General features: G+C 54.9%; 13 protein-coding genes and 4 pseudogenes. 7 read left to right on the top strand and 10 right to left on the bottom strand.

Annotated features, from left to right (window positions below):
- Positions 1-100: transposase domain-containing protein (locus KKW20_RS16265; RefSeq protein ID WP_214568966.1), on the top strand; the 100-nt coding region annotated here is incomplete at its 5' end.
- Positions 85-1,298 (top strand): annotated as a pseudogene (locus KKW20_RS16260) (IS3 family transposase); the annotation flags it as partial. The gene KKW20_RS16265 and the pseudogene KKW20_RS16260, both read left to right, overlap by 16 nt.
- Before the next feature lie 318 nt (positions 1,299-1,616).
- Here the strand turns inward: KKW20_RS16260 and KKW20_RS16255 are convergent.
- Positions 1,617-2,207, bottom strand: a complete 591-nt coding sequence (locus tag KKW20_RS16255; RefSeq protein WP_214568964.1) for a helix-turn-helix transcriptional regulator — start codon at positions 2,205-2,207, stop codon at positions 1,617-1,619.
- A gap of 292 nt (positions 2,208-2,499) precedes the next feature.
- On the opposite strand from KKW20_RS16255, the gene KKW20_RS16250 reads away from it, so the two are divergent.
- Together KKW20_RS16250 and KKW20_RS16245 are read left to right on the top strand one after the other, a co-directional pair.
- The gene (locus KKW20_RS16250) at positions 2,500-3,207 is read left to right on the top strand and encodes a c-type cytochrome (protein ID WP_214568963.1); all 708 of its coding nucleotides are present in this window, start codon (positions 2,500-2,502) and stop codon (positions 3,205-3,207) included.
- An 88-nt stretch (positions 3,208-3,295) separates the two neighbouring features.
- Complete coding sequence (locus tag KKW20_RS16245) at positions 3,296-3,889, top strand: NapC/NirT family cytochrome c (RefSeq protein ID WP_214568962.1); 594 nt, start codon at positions 3,296-3,298, stop codon at positions 3,887-3,889.
- Positions 3,890-4,205: 316 nt separating this feature from the next.
- On the opposite strand, the gene KKW20_RS16240 is transcribed toward KKW20_RS16245, so the two are convergent.
- Positions 4,206-4,724, bottom strand: a complete 519-nt coding sequence (locus KKW20_RS16240) for a hypothetical protein (protein ID WP_214568961.1) — start codon at positions 4,722-4,724, stop codon at positions 4,206-4,208.
- A gap of 200 nt (positions 4,725-4,924) precedes the next feature.
- Positions 4,925-5,506 carry a hypothetical protein gene (locus tag KKW20_RS16235; protein ID WP_214568960.1) on the bottom strand — a complete coding sequence of 194 codons (582 nt, stop codon included), beginning with the start codon at positions 5,504-5,506 and terminating at the stop codon, positions 4,925-4,927.
- A gap of 346 nt (positions 5,507-5,852) precedes the next feature.
- Between KKW20_RS16235 and KKW20_RS16230 the strand changes: the two genes are divergently transcribed.
- Positions 5,853-6,113 (top strand): WGR domain-containing protein, encoded by a 261-nt coding sequence (locus KKW20_RS16230; protein ID WP_214568959.1) that lies wholly within the window; start codon positions 5,853-5,855, stop codon positions 6,111-6,113.
- A gap of 559 nt (positions 6,114-6,672) precedes the next feature.
- On the opposite strand, the gene KKW20_RS16225 is transcribed toward KKW20_RS16230, so the two are convergent.
- The 4 genes and pseudogenes from KKW20_RS16225 to KKW20_RS16210 all read right to left on the bottom strand — a co-directional run bounded on the left by KKW20_RS16225 (position 6,673) and on the right by KKW20_RS16210 (position 10,252).
- On the bottom strand, positions 6,673-7,989 hold the full coding sequence (locus KKW20_RS16225; protein ID WP_214568965.1) for a type II toxin-antitoxin system HipA family toxin: 1,317 nt from the start codon (positions 7,987-7,989) through the stop codon (positions 6,673-6,675).
- A 5-nt stretch (positions 7,990-7,994) separates the two neighbouring features.
- Positions 7,995-8,309 carry a helix-turn-helix domain-containing protein gene (locus KKW20_RS16720; RefSeq protein ID WP_214568958.1) on the bottom strand — a complete coding sequence of 105 codons (315 nt, stop codon included), beginning with the start codon at positions 8,307-8,309 and terminating at the stop codon, positions 7,995-7,997.
- 595 nt (positions 8,310-8,904) lie between these two features.
- Positions 8,905-9,264 carry a hypothetical protein gene (locus tag KKW20_RS16215; RefSeq protein WP_214568957.1) on the bottom strand — a complete coding sequence of 120 codons (360 nt, stop codon included), beginning with the start codon at positions 9,262-9,264 and terminating at the stop codon, positions 8,905-8,907.
- A 403-nt stretch (positions 9,265-9,667) separates the two neighbouring features.
- Positions 9,668-10,252, bottom strand: a pseudogene (locus KKW20_RS16210) (cupin domain-containing protein).
- Positions 10,253-10,408: 156 nt separating this feature from the next.
- On the opposite strand from KKW20_RS16210, the pseudogene KKW20_RS16205 reads away from it, so the two are divergent.
- Positions 10,409-11,209, top strand: a pseudogene (locus tag KKW20_RS16205) (aminotransferase class III-fold pyridoxal phosphate-dependent enzyme); the annotation flags it as partial.
- Positions 11,210-11,226: 17 nt separating this feature from the next.
- Positions 11,227-12,427 (top strand): annotated as a pseudogene (locus tag KKW20_RS16200) (NAD-dependent succinate-semialdehyde dehydrogenase); the annotation flags it as partial.
- A gap of 179 nt (positions 12,428-12,606) precedes the next feature.
- On the opposite strand, the gene repC reads toward KKW20_RS16200, so the two are convergent.
- The 3 genes from repC to repA all read right to left on the bottom strand — a co-directional run bounded on the left by repC (position 12,607) and on the right by repA (position 16,377).
- Positions 12,607-13,851 carry a plasmid replication protein RepC gene (gene repC / locus KKW20_RS16195; RefSeq protein ID WP_214568956.1) on the bottom strand — a complete coding sequence of 415 codons (1,245 nt, stop codon included), beginning with the start codon at positions 13,849-13,851 and terminating at the stop codon, positions 12,607-12,609.
- A gap of 174 nt (positions 13,852-14,025) precedes the next feature.
- Positions 14,026-15,072, bottom strand: a complete 1,047-nt coding sequence (repB, locus tag KKW20_RS16190; RefSeq protein WP_214568955.1) for a plasmid partitioning protein RepB — start codon at positions 15,070-15,072, stop codon at positions 14,026-14,028.
- A 96-nt stretch (positions 15,073-15,168) separates the two neighbouring features.
- On the bottom strand, positions 15,169-16,377 hold the full coding sequence (gene repA, locus KKW20_RS16185; RefSeq protein WP_214568954.1) for a plasmid partitioning protein RepA: 1,209 nt from the start codon (positions 16,375-16,377) through the stop codon (positions 15,169-15,171).
- Positions 16,378-16,890: the final 513 nt, after the last annotated feature.

Here is a 16,890-nt window from a genome sequence, read left to right as displayed (position 1 = left end):
TGATCCCCACGCCTATATAACCGCGACGCTCACTGCCATTGTCAACGGGCATAAACAAAGTCAGATCAATGGCCTGCTACCATGGAACTACGTCAAATAGGTGGGATCAGCGCACCGCTTACGTATTACAGCTGGTCGAAAGAGTTCCTTGAGGCGGGTAAACGCCGTCTGTCCGGCGATACGGCCCGGCAAGCAACGTCGCCAGAAGTGAAAGAGCTTCGATCCGAGGCAACGGCACTGAAGGAATGTGTCGCTGATCTGACCTTGGAAAACCGTCTGCTCAAAAAAAGCATGACAGGGGCTGGGGAGTTCGAGGAATGAGATACCCCGCGTCTGAGAAACTGGAAATCATTCGCACCGTTGAGGGATCTCATCTGCCTGTAAAGCAGACCCTCGATATGCTGGGCATCCCGCGCACCACATTCTACCGTTGGTATGATCACTATGTCGAAGGTGGGCTTGATGCCCTGGCGGATCGCTCACCCTGTCCAAAGTCTGTCTGGAGCCGTATTCCACAGGCCAGACGGGACAATCTGATCGAGTTCGCGCTGGAGCATGAGGCGCTGACGCCGCGCGAACTGGCGGTCAAATATACTGACGAGAAACGATACTTTATTTCTGAATCATCAGCTTACCGATTTTTGAAGGAAGCTGATCTGATCACAGCGCCAGACTATGTGGTGATTAAAGCAGCCGACGAGTTCACGGACAAAACGACTGCCATAAACGAGATGTGGCAAACCGACTTCACCTACTTCAAGATCATTGGCTGGGGCTGGTTTTATCTCAGCACGATCCTGGATGATTACAGCCGCTACATCATTGGCTGGAAGCTCTGCACGAACATGCGGGCCGAGGACGTGACGGCAACAATTGAGTTGGCACTGGCGGCGTCAGGGTGCGACCATGCCGTCGTTCGGCACATGCCACGTCTGTTGAGCGACAATGGGTCCTGCTACATCTCCGGTGATTTGGCCGAATGGCTGGAGGATCACAAGATGGATCACGTTCGCGGAGCACCGTTCCATCCGCAGACCCAGGGCAAAATTGAGCGCTGGCATCAAACAATGAAGAACCGGGTCTTGCTGGAAAACTACTATATACCCGGCGACCTCGAACGCCAGATCGGGGCCTTCGTCGATTACTACAACAACGAACGCTACCATGAGAGCCTGAACAACGTGACACCGGCTGACGTCTATTTTGGGCGTGACAAAGCCATCATCAGAGAAAGGGAGAAAATCAAGAAAATGGCAATCCAACAACGCCGCTTGCAACATCAAGAACAGGCTGCATAATCAATCACACAAACGAACCAGAGCCTCCAATGGTCAAGCCCCTCTGATGTTCCATTTTATATGACGACGGACAATATAGCAATACGCTTAATAGATGTTATGTTAAATAGAAGTCATCCCGACCTTCGCTACAGGTCGCACCAATGTCTCAGATGCGGGACAAAACGGGCTTTGGTGCTGCTCAAGGCGACGTCTGCTCCCGACCCAAGAGCTGGTATTCATTTTAGCGCGACACAAGCTTTAGCGATGTGGATGAAGCCGGGACAAGGCTGTTCACGATGCCACGAAAATGCTTGTGGACCCAACAGATATGCCAACCTATCCGGCCGACTGTACCCGTGCCTGGTTGACATCGTAAACCACGGTCGGAGTATGAACAGGGTCCAGTGACAAATCTTGGCTGTACAACAATTCATCCATCAACACCGCGAGGAGCTCTGAACGCGACCCGACCGAGGCTTTGACATAAACGTTGTGCAAGTGGCTTTTGACAGTGCCTTCCTTGGACTTTCGATGAACGGAAATCTCCGCGATACTGAGTCCCCGGACGGCCAAAACTGCAATCTCGCGTTCGCTCTTGGTTAGGCTCCAAACATGAAATTTTTCCATGAGGGTCTTGTCGAATCCTGTGCGAATTGCATGCCCAAGGTCGAACTCGTGTTTCGAAATTTCCCGAAGACGAAAGTAGGATTGAAAGGATAGGATCACGGCCAGGATCAGGGCTGTTTCGGCAAACAGTTCCATGACTAAATGGACCGTCATCAAAAAGGACGGGTGTTGCCCTTCACGCATTTCGGGGGCGATCTCTAGAATGATGTCTATTCCAAAAGCCAGTGCACAGAAGAAGTATAGCGCGACGATGAAAGCGCTACGCTCTATTCCGGGCTCCTTTTTTGCTCTGATTAGCATTGTAACTCCTCCAATGTGCCTGAAGTGTTTTGCAGAAGATCCGGTTCTAGCGTCTAAGCCTCAGTTCACTTTTCTGAACCTCGGTTTAGGCATGCTTCCATTCCTCAGCGTTCATATGCATTCACCCTTGCTTGTACGCACAGCTTCCCGCAATGATTCCGATCAAACACCGAAGAAAATCGAAGCCGCTTTCGCAAAGATTTCCGATCAGCGTTCTTGGGTTCAGGCTGCTTTGGTGAATAAAGGACCTGGGAAACTCATTTCCCCTCGCCAGCAAATTGGAGATTATCTCATGAAAACCGTACTGCAAGCCTCTGCCACCGGACTTCTCCTCACACTTTTCATGGCACCTTCGGTGATGGCACAAGATCAGGGCTCCATCGCACGCGGCGGACGGCTTTATGATAAGTGGTATAAAGTGATTAAAGCGGATGTCCCGACAGAATCCCATAAGCTTTATCCCGCAGCGAACGAGAAATACGCCGACAATCCAGGCGCCAACTGGCGCTGCAAGGAATGTCATGGATGGGACGGAATGGGTGTCGAAGGTGCCTATGCCTCGGGTAGCCACTCGACCGGTATCAAGGGCATCAACGGCATGGCGGGCGGCGATCCGGCGGCGGTAATTGCGGTTTTGACAGGCGATGCGCATGGCTATGGCGACAAGCTGTCGGAAGACGATCTCGCGGATCTGGCAAACTTTGTCACAGCCGGTCAGATCGACATGGACGTTTACATCGACCGCGCGACCAAAGCCCCCAAAGGCGACGCCGCGCAAGGGGAGCAGGTTTACAATACGATCTGCGCGAACTGCCACGCGGTCGACGGCATGCTGCCCAAAGATATGCCACCTCTTGGCTCGCTTATGGGCAACCCATGGGAAATCATGCACAAGGTCTTGAACGGTCAGCCGAGCGAACGGATGCCCGCCTTGCGCGCAGTCGACCATCAGGTCGCGGCTGATGTCCTGGCCTACCTGGCAACACTCCCGAAAGAATAAACTCAGTCAACAGACTCACGATGAAAGCCGCTGCCGGGGCTTGAAACCTCCCAGGCGGTCTGACGTGAAAGAAGGGTAGCGTGCGCCGATGTTCAAATGGATTGGGAAACTGTGGCGTTGGTATGCACGCCCTAGCATACAGATCGGGCAGGGTGTGCTGCTGAGCATCGGGCTGGTCGCCGGGATCATTTTCTGGGGTGGACTCAACACCGGCATGGAAGCCACCAACAGCCTCGAGTTCTGCATTTCCTGCCACGAGATGCGTGATACAGTCTATGTTGAATACAAAGAAAGCCCGCACTACCAAAACCCGTCAGGGGTGCGGGCCATCTGTCCGGATTGCCATGTCCCACACGCGTGGGGGCCCAAAGTGGTGCGCAAGATACAGGCCGCGGGCGAATTGTGGGGCAAGTTCACAGGCGTGATTGATACACCGGAGAAATTCGAGGCCAAACGGCTCGAGCTGGCCACCCATGTCTGGGAGACAATGAAGGCCAATGATTCTCGCGAGTGTCGAGGCTGTCACAGCTTTGAGGCGATGGATTTCAAACACCAATCGTCTCGGGCGCGCGAGAAGATGGAACCCGTGGCAACAGGGGAATATCTCGGCGACGGCTCAACCTGCATTGATTGTCACAAAGGCATCGCCCATAAGTTGCCGCATGTCCCAAGAGACGACTGAAATGGCATGGGGCGGATGCGTGAGGCGTTCGACCAGGAGCCATGCGCTGCCGACAGAACGGCTGAGACAGCTTGTGTCCGCCTCCGGTCGTCGCGATAGCGCCTTCAGATGGCTTGGCTGGACCGTTCATCCTATCCCACTTCTCCGAGTCACGTGCTTTGCAAACTCGCTTTTTGTGCAGAGCGGCCATCCGGACGAGAAGCAGCGACCATCTGTGCGTCGGCAGAGTTTTTGGGTCCAAAGGCGGCCTAAATGGGGAACTGGTTCGTCGGACTTAGGTGCGCCCCCTGCCCTGCCAACAAGTTCTCTTGCTACACTATTCTCGAGACTTGGCGATCACCCCATCTTTGCTGATCGCTGCAATAGTTGTGGGGGTGCGGCGCGAAAGCTCAACCCCGTTGCCAGACATCATGGCTTCAACAAATTCGGTCTTTTTCAATACGGCGCCGTCTGGTTCGACGTAAGTCATGTCGCCATCTCGTTCATGAGAAATCGAGCCATCGGCACTGATCCGCACCCAAGCGCCACCCACCTGCACTGAAATCATATAGTCATCGACCACAATGCCCTCCCAGCTGACACCTGGATCGCGGCGCAACACGATCTTATTTGGGTGAAGTTTGATCTGCACGTCGCGCGGTGCGTCTTTGTCTGCCGCTTTGACCACAATAAACGCTTCCTGCGTGTCCGGATCGGGATGAATGCTGGCATTGCCATTTTTCGGTGGCCAGACCTTTTCTTGGGCGCGTTGGTTGCCCTTTGGGTCACGGTGAAACCCGATATAAAGCTGCGCTGAGCGCCATGTCTGACGGATACCTGTTACCAACTTACTCATGACTGCAATTCCTTACACTTATACTTTTTGATTCTGAATTCTTTGCTATTGCCTGTTGTTTGACCCAAGCGCCACGATCGCACTTGCAATGGCCATTAAGATCAAAATTCCCTCAAATAGACTTACCAATTCCCCTCATTACAGAACGCGTTCTCAGGGATAAAGGGCTGGCCCCATTTAATGGGGCCAGCAGGTCAGGTTCATGCGGTCGGCCCTTCAGCTGCAGCCAGTATCCAGACCTCGGCCCGCGCCGCATACCGCGCTTTGTTGGGGTTGCCCTCTTGAAACTGACCTGCCCGTTTCTGCAGGTTTGCGCCAATGGCGGCAGCATGTGGTCTGGTTGCAATATGCGTGCCGCCATCCATTTGAAACTGCACCACCGGTTCTGCCTTAAAATCATTGCCATGAATGGTGATGAACTGATCAAGCGGGTAAGTTTGTTGGCTATGCCACTGCGCCTTTTCGTCATCTTCCCACCAGTTCCGGCATTCAGATGTCACCACCCACAACTTCTGTTTTTTGCAAAACCTGATTGTATAACGCCATTCGGTGTCGCCATGTACCTCATGGCTCTCTGTGGGCTGCGCATCCAGGTTCCCCCGCACAAAGGCGAACATCAGCGAGCCGCGCCGATCTTCGACCTCCCGGAAGGTGTCCTCAACGGTTGGCACATTGAATACTGCGATCATCCGTGCAAATCGCACCGCCGCATATTGAGGGTAACCATCATGATGGCAGTAAAACGTCATATCTTCGATCTGGTATGTGGCTCGGGTGGACATCTCGGTCTCTCGCTCTCGTAAGTTCTGGTTTTGAGCAAAGCCCTTCAGGGCGTCGTCTCTAAAACCTGACCCACTGGCGAAGTGCCGGGGTGAGCAACTGCAAGATAAAACTGATCCGCTGGTGCGGCCCGCAGGCGAATGCCGAGGACACGGGCGGGTCTGTTTTGTCTTGCGGGCGCGAGGACCAGCAGGTCCTAAAGCAATCCGCCAAACAGCGTTTGGCGCACTAAGAACGTTCTTTAGTGAGAGGATTCCTATTGGCGGATAAATCGCGTACCATTGATCTTGAAGGCGCAAGACTTGGAACGTTTGCACCTTTCGCGGCAATCAAGATCAGGGGGCTAAGATGGGTAAAGCTCAGCAGCACAATGTTACATCACCTCAGGAGGAGCTTTGTCTGTTCCGGATTGATCCCGATCTGAGCATGCACCGGTATTATTGCATGGCCTTGCAAAAGGACCTCTTTGGCGGAACCAATCTGGTGCGCGAGTGGGGTCGAATTGGTCGCGGCGGGCAAGTGCAGATCAGCAACCATTTGAGCAACGAAGAAGCCCAGGACGCGTTGATGCAGATGGCTGAGTTGAAGAAGCGGCGCGGGTATTGCTGAATGGGCGCAATTTGATACTTCGGAAGCGTCTTAGCCGGCGTTAATTTTACACCCTCAATTCTCTTCTCTTTCTCCCCGGTTTGGATTTTTGGGGCTGGCATTTATGTGCAGGAAATTCTTGCGCTTAAATTCTAATCCTGCGCCTAAAAAACTAGGCGTAAGATCAGGAAAGTTCATCGATGGCACAAGAAGTTCCAGCCGTCTGGAGGGGAATCTAACCTGAACGGCTCAAACCGGCCTTTCACTGACTGGCAATCGTCGGACTAAGGCTTGCCAAAAGCTGACCTTGAACCTGCTTCGCAGCATTTTCGTGACCCAGACGGCGGCTATGCGGACAAGGACGAAGCCGCTGCCGCTGCGTGAGCGGATGATCGAAGATATGCGCAGCCACGGTAACCCAGTACGCATTTCATCTCGTGCTCCCTAGTCGGAAAGCAATCTTCCGGTCTTCACGCACTCGCTGTGTTATTAGTGCAGGACAATGTGGGCGATACCTCAAACCGCGATTCCTATTGGTGTTGAGGGGGTGACCTGCCCTACCCCTTCGAGCGTGTCGTTCTTAGAACTCTTCCTTTAACCGGCCACCAATTCTCAGGGCATTTTTCTCAATGAGCTCCGCAAAATGCTCAACCAAATCCGAAGATGCCCCAGGTTGGTTCGCGACAAGTGCCGTCGCTTTCACTCGCATCGCGACCATCGCATCAATCTGATCCCCGGCGCGGCGCCGCAATGCCGCCCCGTTGAGGCCAGATCCCCTTGCAATCGCCTCCCAGTGCCGTGCCGCAGTGTTTCCTGGCTTGCGACGACGCCCCGCAATTTTCTGCGCGTGATACTGATTCACATGATCCCAATCTAAAACCGATGAAACGTCGTAAAGCGGCGCCATGCCGGGCTTCTTCCCGAAAAGCATGGAATAGTTTTTGGCATGAGCATCAGTATTGGCCACCAGAATATTGTAAATCGCCTGGTCGTGAAGCTTCAGCGCGTCCTTGGGTGGCAGATAAACACCTGTGCGCAGCAGACCTTCCATATCGAGGCCCTTTACGGTTCCCTGTTCATATTTCTGCCCCGGATAGATCCCGTTGGCTTGGGCAAAATCCTCCTGATGCAGGCGACGCAAAGAACCATCCCCTCGTATCGTTCGGTCATATCTGGCCACGCCAAGCGCCCTTCGACCTTCCGCCTCAAGGATCATGCACTCTGCCACAGGCAGGTGAATTAGGCCTGCCAAGGTCATGCAATATGCTTCGTTTTCGACGATGCCCGGAAGCCAAGTATTATTATCCGGCTTGATGATAATTGTCGAAGGCGCCCCTTCCTTTGGGATGGCAAGTTGATCCTCAGCAGATGGCAGACCAAGTTTTGGCTTCCCGTCCTCACCAAGCACAGTAAGTGCGGTTTTTTCCTGACCTCCTGCAAGAGAAAGTCTTACCCCATCCTCGCCAACCAGGAAGGGTCGCTTGCCAAGATCATCGAAATGCCGTGCCAGCGCGCTGCTCTGGCTCTCCTTGCCATAATACGCCTCAATCGGAACATAGCGCCAATCTTTTCGGATACTTGGTTCGCCGATCGAAATCGCTCCGGCTGTATCTCCGCCGATTTCCCGCAGAATGGCAAGGACATCCGACGTCGCCAGACCAAGAGCACGAGAAAGCACCTGAAGCTGTTTTTCTTCAGGCAATAGATTCGCCAGCCACGGCATAATCACCTCGTCAGGAAATAGCCCCTCCCGCAAAGGCAAGGTGGTCGACAAAGGAAAGTTTCCTGTCGTGTTGAGCCATTTCTGTTCATATTCAAAGGAAAGTTTTCCCTGATCTTTCAGATGGATATACCCTACAGAAAAAGTCTCATAAAAGATTGTCACTGACTTTAGCATCAAGATCAATCATCCCCCAGATCATATCCATCCCCACCGTCCGCGGATGAAGGTTGGGGGCTTTGCTGATCCCTGTTTCCGACAATCAGCTCAGCCAAATCTGTCCGAAGAGCTCCGGCAAGAGATATCAATGTCGAAAGTTTTACGTCTCGCGTTCCACGTTCAATATGAGAAAGAGTTGGAACTGTGGATCCGGACAGGCGTGACAAATCCTCAAGATTTAGTCCCAAAAGTTTCCTTTTGGTTCTTATACTGGCCCCAATCTTTTTAGCCCAAACGAGGGTCTCTGCTGATTGCGTCACATCGCTCTCCTTTATCATGCATGATAAAATACTCCCTCCAGCTGGAATTTCAAGAGATTTTTACCCTGCGCGATAAAATCCTCCGAATGAGCCTCAATCTCGTAACATTTATCGTGTGTGATAAATCTATTCCAGAAGTTTTCCTTCCCGCGGAGTTATGAAACAAAACCCACAGAAACCAAGCGTCCACGCAGCCGCAACACCAGATCCCGGCGGAAACTGTCTGCCCAAGCGCGACGGGCGCGCTCTACGTCACTGAGGGTTTGCGCGTGGCAATCACCAAACTTGGTTCGCAATGCGGGCATCACGGTCTCGGTTGCGCGGAAAAATGTGTCCACCGGAATGTCGGGATCTCCTGACAGAGCGTGTTTTCAAAAAACCCCCAAACCAGCGACGGGGGAAGCCCCCGCCGCCCTGCCACCTCCCGACCCAGGGCGCCATTTGGTGAGACCGAGGCAGACAGGGCGGCCTGCATGCCTACACAATGGAGCCCCCCCACACCCCGCTAATTTATTGAAAAACATCCATTACTTGACGCCATCTCGCACCACCCGAACACAGTATTCAACCCAGATTTTCAGCATTTCCTAGGCTATCCCTTGGTATTCCCAAATCACCAAAGCAGTAATCTGACAGCGGCCATTCTGAGGGAGTGGTAAGGGTCAGGCAACAGCAACCGATGCCCCTGCCCCGCTTTACGACGCCCGAGAAAAGTCAAGCGTCGAGGTTGGCACGCCAGTTTGGGGTGAATGCCTTTCATTTCTTGATGGCGCGAAATTGCTGGCAACCGGTCATATACCACGCTGAGACGGTCGATCTGAGCCACTGGATGCTGTCCGAATTTTGCTGCGCCGTAGGTAACGACAACCTCATTTAGTTCGGGATTTTGGGCTACGATAGCACAAATTCGGGTTTTGCCGCCGCCGTATTGCTGAGCGGAAAAATAGGCCATGTCATAGGCTTGGTTGGCCATCACGTCTGCGATTTCTGTGTTGCCCCCAGCGCCTCACAACATTTGCCGCCCGGCCTGTCGATCCGGTGTTGGCCGTCGTGTGAGGTCAGATGCCTCCCCTCGCCGCATTCGTTGAATACCTAATCATTGCCGCCGATCACCTCCCCCCTTTCCAAGGGCGGGCAAAATGTTGGCTGCGCCAATCTCACAGTATTTTGGTGCCGGCGTTGCGATGCATCATGGCAATCCTGCTGGGTGTTACAGACGTTCACAGCTGTGAACTCCAACCCAGAAATCAGTTCGCAAAACAAAGTTCACAGCTGTGAACTTCTAAAACTCAACAGGCTTAAAACTGCATTCCAATCAGTAAACCGCAATGAAGACCCGCCAAAAAGCTGCCAGGCCCCGGCCCCGAAACCAAAGGTCAAAACGTCGGTGGAGTGCAAGCGCTGATGATCTCACAAGGCTCTGGCCCGACCTGACGAAATCGGTGCGGGCGACTGCTGTCAAACAGATAGGCATCACCGGGCCCAAGGATCTTGCGTTCGCCCCCCACCGTGATCTCAATCCGGCCCGAAACCACCACCCCACCCTCTTCGCCGTCATGCACATACATCCGAGCGCCAGTGTCGGCGTTGGGCGCATAAGTTTCGTGAAGAATCTACAAATTACGCCCCAGCAAATTGCCGCCAACCTGCTTGAGCGACAGCTTACCTTTGCCAATTTCCTGAAGTTCTTCCGCAGCAAAAAACACCTCGCGTTCCAAATCCGGCGCAAAGGCGAAAAACTCGGACAATCCCACCGGAATCCCTTCCAACACCCGCTTTAACGCCCCGACCGAAGGGTTCATCTTGCCAGCCTCAATCAGCGAAATGGTCGAGTTTTGCACCCCCACCTTTTTGGCCAATGCACGCTGAGATAACCCAGCCATTTCACGCATATAACGCAGCCGCGGACCAAGGTCGATTTCATCCGTTGCGGGCACATCCGGGGTGTTTTGAGTGTTCATCATAATGAACACAATACAATTCAACATCACAATTTCGAAGACTTTCATCCAACAACTAACGAACTTTTCACGCAATCGAAAACCAGACAGACTTTCGCAAATTTCCAATGCGCCACAGGGCCAGATGTTTATAGCGCCGCAAACAAGGATAAGACGATGAAAAATACAGAAATCGCTACCCGCCGCGACACCGCAATCACCCGCGGCGTTGGCATGATGAGACAGGTCTATGTGGACCGCGCCCAAAACGCCGAAGTTTGGGACGTCGAAGGCAACCGCCATATTGATTTTGCCGCAGGGATCGCCGTGGTCAACACCGGCCACCGCCACCCAAAAGTGATGGCCGCCGTGCGAAAACAATTGGAAAGCTTCACACACACCTGCCATCAGGTCATGCCCTACGAAAACTATATCACCCTCGCAGAACGCCTGAACGACGCCGCTCCCGGTGACTTTGACAAGAAAACCGTACTTGTTACTACCGGTGCAGAAGCCGTTGAAAACGCCGTAAAAACGCTCGTGCCGCAACCGGTCGACAAACAGTCATTGCCTTCGGGGGCGGGTTTTACGGGCGCACCTTTATGGGCATGTCGCTAACCGGCCTGTTTAAATCCGAGCTCGATCCGGCCCGCGTTGCCCCGATCATTCTGGAACCTGTGCAAGGGGAGGGGGGGCTTTTACCCGGCCCCCGCCGAGCTGATGACCGCGCTGCGTGCCCTATGTGACGCACACGGCATTTTGCTGATTGCGGACGAGGCGCAAACCGGATTTGCCCGCACCGGTCATCTGTTTGCGATGGAGCAATATGACGTTGCCGCCGACATCACCACCATGGCGAAAGGTCTGGCTGGCGGTCTGCCTTAGGCCGCCGTAACCGGCCGTGCCGGCGTGATGGGTGCCGCCACTCCTGGCGGTTTGGGCGGTACGTATGGCGGCAACCCTTTGGGCATAGCGGCAGGATTTTGCGCAAGTAGTTTGAGCTGATGATACAGGCGCAGGATGATCTGGCAATGAACCTTTGTGCGGAGATGGACAAGCCACTGGCCGAGGCGAAAGGCGAGGTTGCGTATGCGCGTCTTTAATCGAATGGTTTGGCGAAGAGGCCAAGCGTGTGTATGGTGACACCTTTCCGGGCCATCAATCAGATAAGCGAATTTTTATTTTAAAAACAACTAGTTGGCGTTGTTGGGGCAATCACTCCTTGGAATTTTCCCAATGCTATGATCGCGCGCAAAGTGGCACCGGCGTTGGCGGCGGGCTGTTCCTTTGTGGTCCGTCCGGCGGAATTGACCCCGTTGGCGGCGATTGCCACGGCGGTTTTGGCGGAACGGGCAGGGTGTTCAGCGTGGTGCCGAATTCCAACGCGTCGGGCACGGGGCAAGAAATGTGTGCCAATCCGAAGGTCACCAAGATCACCTTTACCGGGTCGACCCGTGTCGGGCAGATTTTGATGCGGCAGGGCGCCGATACGATCAAGAAAATGTCGCTTGAGCTGGGCGGCAATGCGCCGTTCATAGTGTTTGACGACGCGGATCTGGATGCGGCGGTTGAGAGTGCGATGATTGCCAAGTTTCGCAACAACGGCCAGACCTGTGTCTGTGCCAACCGCATTTATGTGCAGGCGGGCGTTTACGAGGCGTTTTCGGACAATTTGGCCGCGGCAATCAAGGCGTTGAAACCCAGCAATGGGATGGACGCGGGTGTAACTGTTGGTCCGCTGATTAATGAGGCTGCCGTGGCCAAGGTCGAAGAGCATCTGTCTGATGCCGTGTCGAAAGGCGCGCGTATTGTCACCGGCGGCAAACGATTGGGCGGCACGTTCTTTGAACCCACCTTGATCGCCGATGTGCCGGTGGATGCGATTGTGTCGAAAGACGAGACGTTTGCCCCGGTTGCTCCGTTGATCAAATTCGACACTGAAGACGAGGTGATTGCCTTGCCAATGACAGCGAATTTGGTCTGGCCGGGTATTTCTATGCCAACGATCTGGCGCGCGTTTGGCGTGTGGCTGAGGCGATTGAAACCGGCATGATTGGCATCAACACCGGGCTGATTTCCACCGAAGTGGCGCCGTTTGGCGGGGTGAAACAATCGGGCCTTGGCCGCGAAGGTTCGAAATACGGCATGGATGATTATCTAGAGCTGAAATACCTCTGCATGGGTGGGATTTCCTGAACCGATCCTAGCGGGACAGGGCGGGTTAGACCCGCTTTTCCCGCCAAGTGACCGATTTGAGACGAGGCGTGGGACACAATCCTGCGCCTCGTTTTTTGTGGTTCCGCGAAAGGGCAGGGGGCACGGGCGTCCCCGCCGAAACAGACCGTTTTGCGCTGATCTTGGACGGATTTTCCCCGTCATGCCGCCTCGCGCCGCATCAATGCCATAACCATCGGGCCACAGGAGAATGCGTCGATGGCCGCCTTTGCGCTGAGGGATCGAAGATAGCCACCGGGCGAGCGAATATCCTCAAATCGTTCCAGCATTGCCGCCAACACGACCGCCGCCACCTCTGGCCCCATCTCTTGTCGCGCGTCATCCCAGGCCGAGGGAGAAATCCCCATCATGGGCCGCACCAGATCGGCAGCACGCACCAACTCATGCCAGTGACGAATGGGCCCATCCGAATAGGATTGCACCTCGCGACACACCTCCAACACCAACGGCAGCGGAATATTCGGCAAGGCGTGTCGATCTGCAGCGGGCGGCCCAGTCGGATCAGCGATATCCCCGGGATCCTCTGCTGTCGAATCCTCAAGCGCATCGGTGTGAACCATCAGATCCACCGCCACCGCCTTTTCTAAGTGGAGTTCAGAATCATAAGAGTCTTTATTTGAATTCTGATAGTGCTGCTCAGATATAGCATCATTGGTGCTCATATTGTTAGAAACGGACGGATCCAACACCCTACGAACCTCATCCAATGCCGCCTTCAGCTCCTCCTCCAACGCGTGCAAATCCTCGATCGACAACTTACGACGAAGCGCGCGGGCGGTGAGGCGGGCAAGATCCGAACAGGCATCCCAAAACGGCAGGTCAGGGCGCGTCTCAGCCCCGTACTCAGCCAAGCCCGCAAGATCGCGCCGCATCAGGCTCACGGCCTCTCTTTGGCGTTTGAAACGGTCTTGTGCCGCGCGCAATTCCTCGGCCGCCTCGCAAAAAGCGCCAAACCGGCTCGCCAGCGGCGCAAGGTCAAACCCAAACGCCTCTTTTTCATCGCCACGCCGGCGCGCATATCGCTTGCCATTCGGGCTGTCGCGTCGAAGGATCACCCCGGCCGCAACCAAATGCGCCAAATGACGGCGCATCGTCGAACAGGGCATCCCATTCAACCGCTCACAAATCGCCTTATTGGACGGGTGCACCACCAGATTGCTGTCATTGCCGCCCAACATCGTCGCCTGATGAAAGCTCACAAGCGTCTGAAGCACGGTCATATCGCGGTCCGACAGACCAAAAACCGTGCGTGACGCGGACAATTCGCGCAGCGCCTCCCACTTGTTAACCCCTTGAGGGGGAAGGGTGCCTTGGCTGTGCGCCTGATGTTTCAAATGCGCAGCCGCTACCGGTCGCCGAAATGGCGTGACAGGTGTGTATTGCATGATTTTTCATCACGAAGACAAAGAAATACTGGCCCGCGAATCACTTAAGACTTGCGAATTCATGCCACGGTGCCTAACTTGAAGATGCTAAAAACAGTCAGGGTCTCGTGAAGTGTCGTCTTTGCGGGGCCTTTTCTTTTGCCTGCTCGTGCCTCCTTTTCTCGTTGCTCTTCCTCAGTCTTCGCCGCGCCTTGTCCAGCGCGTGTGAAGTTCGTTAATCAAATCCTGCGCCTGGGCCTCAACCCATCGCGCAAACTCGCCATCTTCCAGCGATAAGGTCACCCCTTTGGCGGTGCGTTTCACCGCGCCACCACGCTGGCCAGCAATCGTCAGCGGCACCGCGCGGCCCGACAAAGGCGCCGTCACAGGTTTGCGCGTCAATGGGGTCGGTTCCACCGGCGCCACCGCGCGCTCCACCGCCTCAAGGGCCACCTGTGATGGATCAAGATCCGCCTGACCCTCGTCCATTACCGCAAGCGCCGCCGCATCACGGGCCGCATAGGCCACATCGACCAGCGATGTGCCCTCAACGCCCTGTTCCGCCAAATTCCGCACCAACGCGTCCCAACGTGGCCGCCCAACGCCGTACGCCGCACCAATCGCGCGCACCAGATCTTCGCCCAAGGCGTCGACCACAGAAATCGACATCGACACCGAGGATTTTGTCACGGTCAGGATTTCGGCCACTTGTGACTGGTTGCCCAGCCCCTCTGCGACCAAGGATTTTGCCAGCAAAGCCTTTTCGATGAAACTCAGATCGCGCCGCGCCATGTTTTCGGAAATTTGCGCCCGAATGGCGTCGTCATCGTCCATTTGGGCAACCAAAGCGCGGACTTTTGGCACTTTGTCCGACGCCCGGATCGCCTCGAGCCGCCGCCGACCATAAATCAACAGATAGCGGTCGGTGTTTTTCGGATTGCGGCGCACAAGGATCGGAACGGTCTGGCCGTTTGCCTCGATCGCGTCGCGCAGATCAACCACGTCTTCCGGGTTTAATCGGTCCGCCGGGCGCAGGTCGTCGATCACCGTTGGATCCAACTCCCACACATGATGCCCATCCACCGCGTCACGCGCCGAACGCAGCGCACGGTTTGAGCTCATCATCGTCCCAGCGGCGCCGCCCATCGGTGTCGCGGCATGGGCAGCGGCCAGGGCAGGGGTCATGCCTGTTGCGGCCAAATTATCCAGAAGCGACATGCGTTTTTTCTTACTGTTCGCCATCTGCGCCTCTCCTTTCAATTTCCCCGCTCTGGGGAAGAACTGACCCTAATCGGGCCGATAGACACTGTTTTGGCCCGTTTCTTGGCCGTCTGGTCATCACGACGCGCCGCGGCCCCAGGTGTTCTGGATAAGCTCGGCAATCTCATCATTCACCGCGTTCAGGCTTTCGATCGCCCGGTCATAGGTGGACCGGGTAAAGGCGCTGCGCTCGACCTCATACAGGGTTTGTTTGGTCAGGCCGGCGTCAGAAATGGCGGTGGATTTAAGTTGCGGCGCGTTCAGCACCTTGTCGCCGTACATCGTACGTAAAAAGGCTACGATCCGGTTTTGCGGCGCATCGGAAGGTTCATACCGCGTTAACAGATAGCGCATCCAATCATGGGACATATCCGCACCGCTTTCGGCAATCACATCCATCAAGTCGGCGGTCATGCGCAGGAATTGCGACATTGACATCACGTCGAGCATTTCCGGGTGGATTGTCACCAAGACCCCGGTCGCGGCGGACAGGGCCGACATGGTGAGAAAGCCCAATTGCGGCGGGCAGTCGATCACCACCACGTCGTAGTCAGCATCGACCTGTGCCAGTGCTTCTTTTACCCGGAAAAAGAACAGCCCGGCTTGGCCCTGTGCCAGCGCACGGGGGGTTTCATGTTCGAATTCCATCAGCTCAAGATTGCCGGGGATCAGGTCAAGATTTGGGATATAGGTTTTGCGGATCACTTGGGCGATTGGCACCGGATCCTCATAGCGGATTGCGTCGTAAAGCGTGCCGCCGTCGGTCAGGTCGATCTCTGGCTGAACCCCATGAAGGGCGGTCAGCGAGGCCTGCGGATCAAGGTCAATCGCCAACACGCGGTAGCCTTTAAGCGCCAGACGTTGGGCGAGATGGGCAGAGCTTGTCGTTTTGCCAGAGCCCCCTTTGAAGTTCATCACGCCGATGATCTGCAGGTGGTCGCCCTCGCGCCGACCTGGCAGGTAGTCGCCAGTTTTACGGGCAGTTTTTTCCAACAACACCCGCAATTCCTGAATGTCGGTCAGGGAATAGATGCGACGATTGCCGGGCGACATTTCCGGCGAAGGGCCTTTGCCATCCAGATGCAATTTGCGCAAATAGCTGTCATTCACCCCCAAAAGCGTCGCGGCCTCACCCGAGGTGAATTTGCGCATCACCTTAGAGGCGTCCGGCGGAAACAGGCTTTCGCGTTGCGCATAAAGCTGCTGTGCCAACCATTCCGCATGTTGCCGGATGACGCCATTCAGATCTTCATGTTGGGTGTCAGGGTCTAAATGTCCCGCTTCCATTTGCCTGTCTTTCTTTGCCGGTCGTGCCGGTATTTTCTTTTTTTTCCGGCGTTGCCCGGTTATTTTTCCGGTCTTACCCGGTTATTCCGGTTTTGCCCGGTTTCTGTCTCGCGCACCAACTGGTTGCACGTGAGGGGGACGCCAAGGTGAACGGGATGAGCTTGATCATTGCAACAAAGCAAGTCAGGGCGTTCAAGCGTGTTCACGGAAATTGACGTTTATCTCCTCGTTTCCGTGACTATTGCCGCACAAGCCGGATTCGTGCAAGGAAATTCTACATCTGGTGGACGGGCGATAACGTTGCACAAGTATTTTCGGTGTTGTCACGTTTGTAATCGCTCGGTTGCTGATGTTCGGATGAGCAGCCCCACTTGAGTGGTCCAATTTGAACCTGTCTGACGTCAGCGCTTATGGGTCCAAATAGGGCAATTTGATAAGAGAGTGTTTCTGGCTCATCGTGACCACCGAGGAGTGGACGATGAGAAAGACAACCAAGAGCCCCGGCGAGAAGAT

It is taken from the genome of Aliiroseovarius lamellibrachiae, from assembly GCF_018599245.1.
In the GTDB taxonomy this organism is placed as follows: Bacteria; Pseudomonadota; Alphaproteobacteria; order Rhodobacterales; family Rhodobacteraceae; genus Aliiroseovarius; species Aliiroseovarius lamellibrachiae.
This window is presented reverse-complemented; position numbering and strand designations above follow the sequence as displayed.